This is a genomic window from Desulfosporosinus sp. Tol-M2 (assembly GCF_059735615.1).
The window spans coordinates 1-5,768 of the sequence record NZ_JCAIJG010000104.1; the positions used below are offsets into that span (position 1 = coordinate 1).

Annotated in this window: 5 protein-coding genes; all 5 read right to left on the minus strand. The window is 36.9% G+C overall.

Going from position 1 to position 5,768, the window contains the following annotated elements; all coding sequences use genetic code 11:
- Positions 1–28: 28 nt before the first annotated feature.
- Entirely contained in the window at positions 29–2,083 is a 2,055-nt protein-coding gene (locus AC6I5A_RS07610) for a hypothetical protein (RefSeq protein ID WP_034613757.1), read from the minus strand.
- A gap of 514 nt (positions 2,084–2,597) precedes the next feature.
- Positions 2,598–3,035, minus strand: a complete 438-nt coding sequence (locus AC6I5A_RS07615; protein ID WP_034613758.1) for a hypothetical protein — start codon at positions 3,033–3,035, stop codon at positions 2,598–2,600.
- Positions 3,036–3,240: 205 nt separating this feature from the next.
- Positions 3,241–3,426, minus strand: coding sequence for a hypothetical protein (locus AC6I5A_RS07620; protein ID WP_034613760.1), 186 nt, complete (start codon positions 3,424–3,426; stop codon positions 3,241–3,243).
- A 26-nt stretch (positions 3,427–3,452) separates the two neighbouring features.
- Complete coding sequence (gene istB / locus AC6I5A_RS07625) at positions 3,453–4,214, minus strand: IS21-like element helper ATPase IstB (RefSeq protein WP_034613762.1); 762 nt, start codon at positions 4,212–4,214, stop codon at positions 3,453–3,455.
- The gene (gene istA, locus AC6I5A_RS07630; protein ID WP_034613764.1) at positions 4,211–5,689 is read right to left on the minus strand and encodes an IS21 family transposase; all 1,479 of its coding nucleotides are present in this window, start codon (positions 5,687–5,689) and stop codon (positions 4,211–4,213) included. Before istA ends, istB begins: the two co-directional genes overlap by 4 nt.
- Positions 5,690–5,768 lie beyond the last annotated feature (79 nt).

Below are 5,768 nucleotides of genomic sequence, written 5' to 3' on the forward strand. Positions count from 1 at the left end.
ATATATAATATATAAGAGTTTCACACTTTTACATATCTTTGGTAAATATGTATTCTCTATTATTGTCTGGATTCTCTATTAAACCTATTTGCTTTAATTTTTCTTTAAATGCTACTTTTCTAATGACGGATTCATCCATTCCAATTTCACTGCACAAGGCAGTAATCTCCTGCTTTTTAATAACCTCTCCTTCCTTCGACCAAAAATACTTCTGAATAATTTTTTCGATTAACAATTCCTGCTTAGTTGGCTCTTTGAAGTAATATATATTTTGAAATGTGTTAATAATTACGTCAAAATACCTGCGAAGTTTTTCCAATAAACCTTCAAGCACTTTTAATCTTCCAATAAAATATACATCGACCAATTCTTTATTCCTATATGCAGTTCTTCCGATCTGCTGGATATTTGATATCAGATAATCATTCATCTCTGTACGACTAACATGTTGGATATGAGTGTCATCTTCCTCGATTTTTCTTCCTACAGCTAAGCATTTATTCTGATACAAGCTACTGGATTTATTCAATTGTCCTATTATTATTATTCTTTCATAATCCGAGAATTTATTAACACCCGTTGTAAATTCCCCATGATGAATTACTACATAATCTTTTCCTTCACAAATCTTTTCTAATTCATCGGTAATGTCATCCTTGAAATCATAAGTTTTGTTAATGGTAATTTCCTTGAAAACAACAATGAGCGTCTTCTTTATTTTTGTTTCCATAATCTGCTTACATTCCATAGCAAGGTTTTTAATGTTAGCATTTAAATAACATTTTCTATCTTCAGCTTTCATTTTGTGGTCGCTCGTTTTCAGCAATCTACCCTTAGATGCATTGGCATCCCTAAAAGGGATATAAACATTTATTTCTCTTTTTATGTTTAAAATGTCATCACAAATCACAGCATTAGACTTCAGATAATCATAATCCAAATTTGCTGTGGCATCCAGAATAAGAGTCTTTTCGAACTTTTGATTATATGCTGCTAAGTCCAAATATCTATAAGAATATATCTCTCTTGTTAATTTTCTTTTTTCTTTATCAGCCCTTGCTTTGCTATCACCAAAACGATAGGGAATACCCGTAGTAATGTTTTTACTGTTTAAGATTTTACCTAAATCTAATAAATTTTCATATTTTTCCCTCTCAATTGAAATATCATTATAAAAAGCTTTGAGCAATTCTTCATCGAATTGAAATCCTTTACCGTCACGAAAAAGTGTAGTTTGCTCTATGACAGGCTTATTCATTTCTTTAGGATATTCTAATAAATTGATATAATCTTCTATTTCAGTAAACAGTCCTTCATATTGACCAAATTTATCAATTACTGATTCCTTTAATTTCTTAAAGCTTGTATCCGTGATGCTGGAGATGTCGCACATATCGATTTTTTCATCGATTATCAATAGCTTTCGCTTTATTTCTTTTTCCCCATGCTCAAAGAACATAATATCATCAAAAAACTCATCAATATAATTGGTTAAAAACAGTCTTGTATGTGATATCGCTAAAATCCGGTGCTTCTTACATTCAGCTTTACTCTGTCTAGCTAAACATTGAATTTTGCAATCGTGGCATAGTCTATAGTCATAATATACAACATCTGGTGGTGGAGTCCCGATCCACCATTGCTTAGACCTATCCTCATATTTTCTACAGTCAGTGAAATTAAATCCCCTTACAGTCCGAGCAATAAAGCCGATCTGACCTTTGATGTAATCCATTCCATCATTTGATTTAACATCTTTTCCATCAATATAGGAATAATAGGCTTCTTTCAAAGCCTGCCTATTATTATCAAAGCCATATGCTTCTAATGTTTTATCAGTAAGACCCATATCGATACAAAAATCATGACATTCATCCAATGTCTTTTTAACTACAATTGCACCAAACTCGGGATCTTTGTCATAAAGGTATTCCATAAACTCAATTAATAGACAGGACTTACCCTCTCCCATTGGAACATCTGCAATGATTGGCATTTTGACATCATCATTATTTTCATAATACAACAATTTTGCAAGTGCATATATGTTTTCTTTTTGGCTATCACTGATTGTGAATGTCAATGAATTTCTTTACCACTTGACACTGAATTTGTTTACCAGTAGTGACAGTGAAAAAGTTTACCACTTTTGCAGTTTTGATAATGAAAGAGTTTACCACTTTATCCCTAGGTATATGGAAATGAACGTCAAGCAGAAATGAACATATTTTGGTAATTAATATTGAACACATGCTTATTCCATAAAATAGATTGTAGGTGATCTTATGTTAATAAACCCTGGCTAAAATATTTATTGTGATCAACATAATTAATCTAACTGAAAATTCCGGACTATTTTTTATCAACAATAAGATGCGCGCAGTATTAGAAATGACCCCATGCAGTCGTCGGGGTTGTGGGCAGTGTGGACAAGTCAACCACAAAGAATACCCGATATTAGACTTGTCCAAGGCCTGGGGAAAAGCTCTTTTAAGACATACCCCAAGGGCTTTTCCCCAGGCTGGCACTGTCCACAACCTAACGCTGTTGCTTTGGCTGTTAATTGTTGAGTTATACGTCAGCCAGTCTCAGGTACCTTATTCAAGCTCGATTTTTTGTCCATCCATTATACTAAGGGGGCAGGTGGACTTACTTTTTCCGATTAACTCATTTTCCCGATAGAAGTTTGCCCTCCATTCTGTTAATACTCCTGCTGCGTCATATAGATGATTGGCGTGTTTCGCTACTTTGGCCTGAGCCGCCCATTTACGCAAAGACTGTTCAACAACAGCCATATCCAAATGCTCTGTCGGCGTCTTCTCTTTCAAACAATTTGGGGGACCTTCGGCCAGCGAACGGGTTACATTCACCCAATCCACTAAGACATTAGGAAATTTCTCCGCCACATAATGTTTGGTAGCTTCTGTAACATAAAAGCCGGGCAAGTTGGTGAGCGTAATCTGTTTAGAGTGCCCATTCATGTACGTCGTGGTCAATAATTGAGCACATCTGCCACGCCAGCGTATAAACGCCATTTTGAATCCCTCCCATCAATGTTCATCCTAACGTTTATGACACCTGATGTCATAAAGCTTCATTTTGAATCCACCTTGAGTGATTGTTTCTGACCGTCATTTCTGTGGTTTGTATATCTTTTGCGTTCTATTAGGGGTAGCATTACTACGGATCATAGAGGTACACACCTTTGTCCATATTCAAGGTTCAATCAGCTTAACTTATTCAGTTCCTGATCATCTTCCTTATCTGTTGCCAAATGTCTTGTTCTGTATAGGCATATATGTGCCCATTTTCATCCGGTTCAGGTTCCTTCCCAAACCGTTCAAAAATCCGTTTCTCGGTCTCTACAGATATATCCAGAAAGGATTTTCCTCTCAAATCACGGATATACTTTTTCGTAACAATCATGGTTTTCTCCTTTTCTGATTACTTCATTAGCCGCAAACACTGTTGTTTCCTTGATCTGAGTATTCTGCCCTATATGAATGATCGGAGTTCATGTTCAATACATGAGATCTAAAGGTCAAACGATCAATTAAGGCTGTTACCATCGTTGTATTTTCGAACATTGTAACCCAATCAGAGAACTTGAGGTTTGTTGATACGATAACACTTCGCCGCTCTGCTCTATCAGCTATGACTTTGAAAAGTAATTCTGATTGATGGCGATTAAAGGTAAGGTAGCTGAGTTCGTCAATTATCAGCAAGTCAGTTTTGGAAAGTTGTTTCTCTATCTTCATTAGTTTTTTGTATTCCTGAGCTTCGATAAGCTCATTGGAAAGGTTGGCGGCTGTGTAAAATTTCACGTTCATGCCTTGCATGCATGCTTTGACACCGAGAGCAATACTAAGATGTGTTTTGCCGCTGCCAGGATTTCCAATCATTACAATGTTCTGCCGCTTGCTGACAAAATCACAACTGGCAAGTTCGTGAATAAAGGCCTCGGTAATGTGCTCAAAGCGGCTGCAATTAAGCTCATCTATGGTTTTTACATAAGGAAAGTTAGCGGTCTTGATTTTGCGTTTCTGGCTGCTATCCATGCGAGAGTCAAGTTCCATTTTCATCAGTGCTAGAAGGAACTCTTCATAGCCTTTATTATTTCCTAATTGGCGAATCACATTGCCATAATGATTAAAAGTGGGCAACCTCAACTGTTTTGAATATAACTCTATGGCTTGATCGTTTGCGTTATTCATTGGTTAGCTACCCCGTATTTTTCATCATATTTTTTCAGGTCTGTTCTAGTAATATCAATCTCATTTCTAAAATATATGACTGAAGAATTAACGGGTTCATTTAAATAGGTTCTTACCATGTCTACCGTAGGAACAATCTGACTTGGAATAAGATGTTTGATAGCAAGGATTCGTGCTTCGCCATAATCAACACATAAACGGAGGAGTTTAACCATTTCCTTGTTTCCGCCAGGTAGTTGATTTCCCCAGTCTAATAGTTCCTTGGTGAGAGTTTCTATAACAGGTCTGGCATTGCTTAATGAACGAGGTTTTCTTTCCAAAAGGTCAATGTAATGTTCTAACCGGTATTGAGTCTTGCCAGAGCCATATTGGCGGGAATAGGTGACCAATACGGAGCCCTCATGCACTATACTAATGCTGTTTGCATAGCCTTTGACTGTAACATCTTTCCTCAGATATCTAGTAGGTACCGAGTAATTGTTTTTCTCATAGCGAACGGTAGAAAAATCATCCACCTTGCATACCGTCGTTTTGCTTGTATCAAACCGATACTTCGGAATAGCATTTAACCATTTGGCTTCTTCCTGATACATTACATTGACAGGATTCTGACGGTGTTCAACCTTGTGATTATTACGATAGGAGATACATGCATTCCAGAGTTTGAGGTTGAGCTCTTCCATGTCGACCACTCTAGGAACAGGTACCAGAAAGTTTCTTCTGGAATAACCGACTAAATTTTCTACCAGACTTTTCTCATTTCCACTAGCGGGATTACAAAAGTCCAGTGAAACTGCATAGTGAGAACTAAATGAAAGGTATTTATCTTGAGGCTTTGCATAAAGGCCGAAGCCTTCTTTGACGGCAACTTTTGCATTATCAAAAATTAATCGCTTTGGCGTACCACTAAAAAAATCAAACATCAGCTGCTGCGCCTCTAGAAATGATTCTTCATTAGCTGCTTTGTATGCTTGGACAAATATATCGCAACTATAGCAAAGCCTACCACAGAATGTGTGCACTTTAGTCTTTTGTCCGTCGAGATAGACCGTTGCTTCACCCCAGTCAATTTGAACCGCTTCGCCAGGCTTATAGGAAAGTGGAACGCTGCTTTGTGGCGGGACTGTCCTTTCGGCTTTAAGCTTACTAACCGCCCTGCGAATTGAGGAATAAGATCCAACGAAATGTTTTTCAGATATTAAAAGGTCGTAGATCTTCTTAGCCGTATGTTTTTGCTTTCTTAAATTTTCAACTTCATCCTGGTTAAAGCAGCTAACAATAAAGGAATTGATGTCATGTGTAATTATGTCGGGTTCTCGCTGATATGTTTTCCGTACTTCTGGATGAGTGGCCCCTTCACAGTATTTCTTTACTGTAGGTCTTGAAATCTTTAAGCATCTAGCAATTGATCTTATGGATTCACCTTCTAAATATCGGGTTCGAATTGATGAATACATGTCCAATTCAATGATCACACCTTTCATTCCTCCTAGTAAAATATTCGTTAATATTCTACTGGATTTTTATGTTAGGTGGTAAACTAATTCACTGTCA

Coding starts and splice junctions, on each gene's coding strand:
- AC6I5A_RS07620 (WP_034613760.1), bottom strand. CDS start 3,426: ATGATTGTTACGAAAAAGTATATCCGTGATTTGAGAGGAAAATCCTTT.
- AC6I5A_RS07615 (WP_034613758.1), bottom strand. CDS start 3,035: ATGGCGTTTATACGCTGGCGTGGCAGATGTGCTCAATTATTGACCACG.
- istB (WP_034613762.1), bottom strand. CDS start 4,214: ATGAATAACGCAAACGATCAAGCCATAGAGTTATATTCAAAACAGTTG.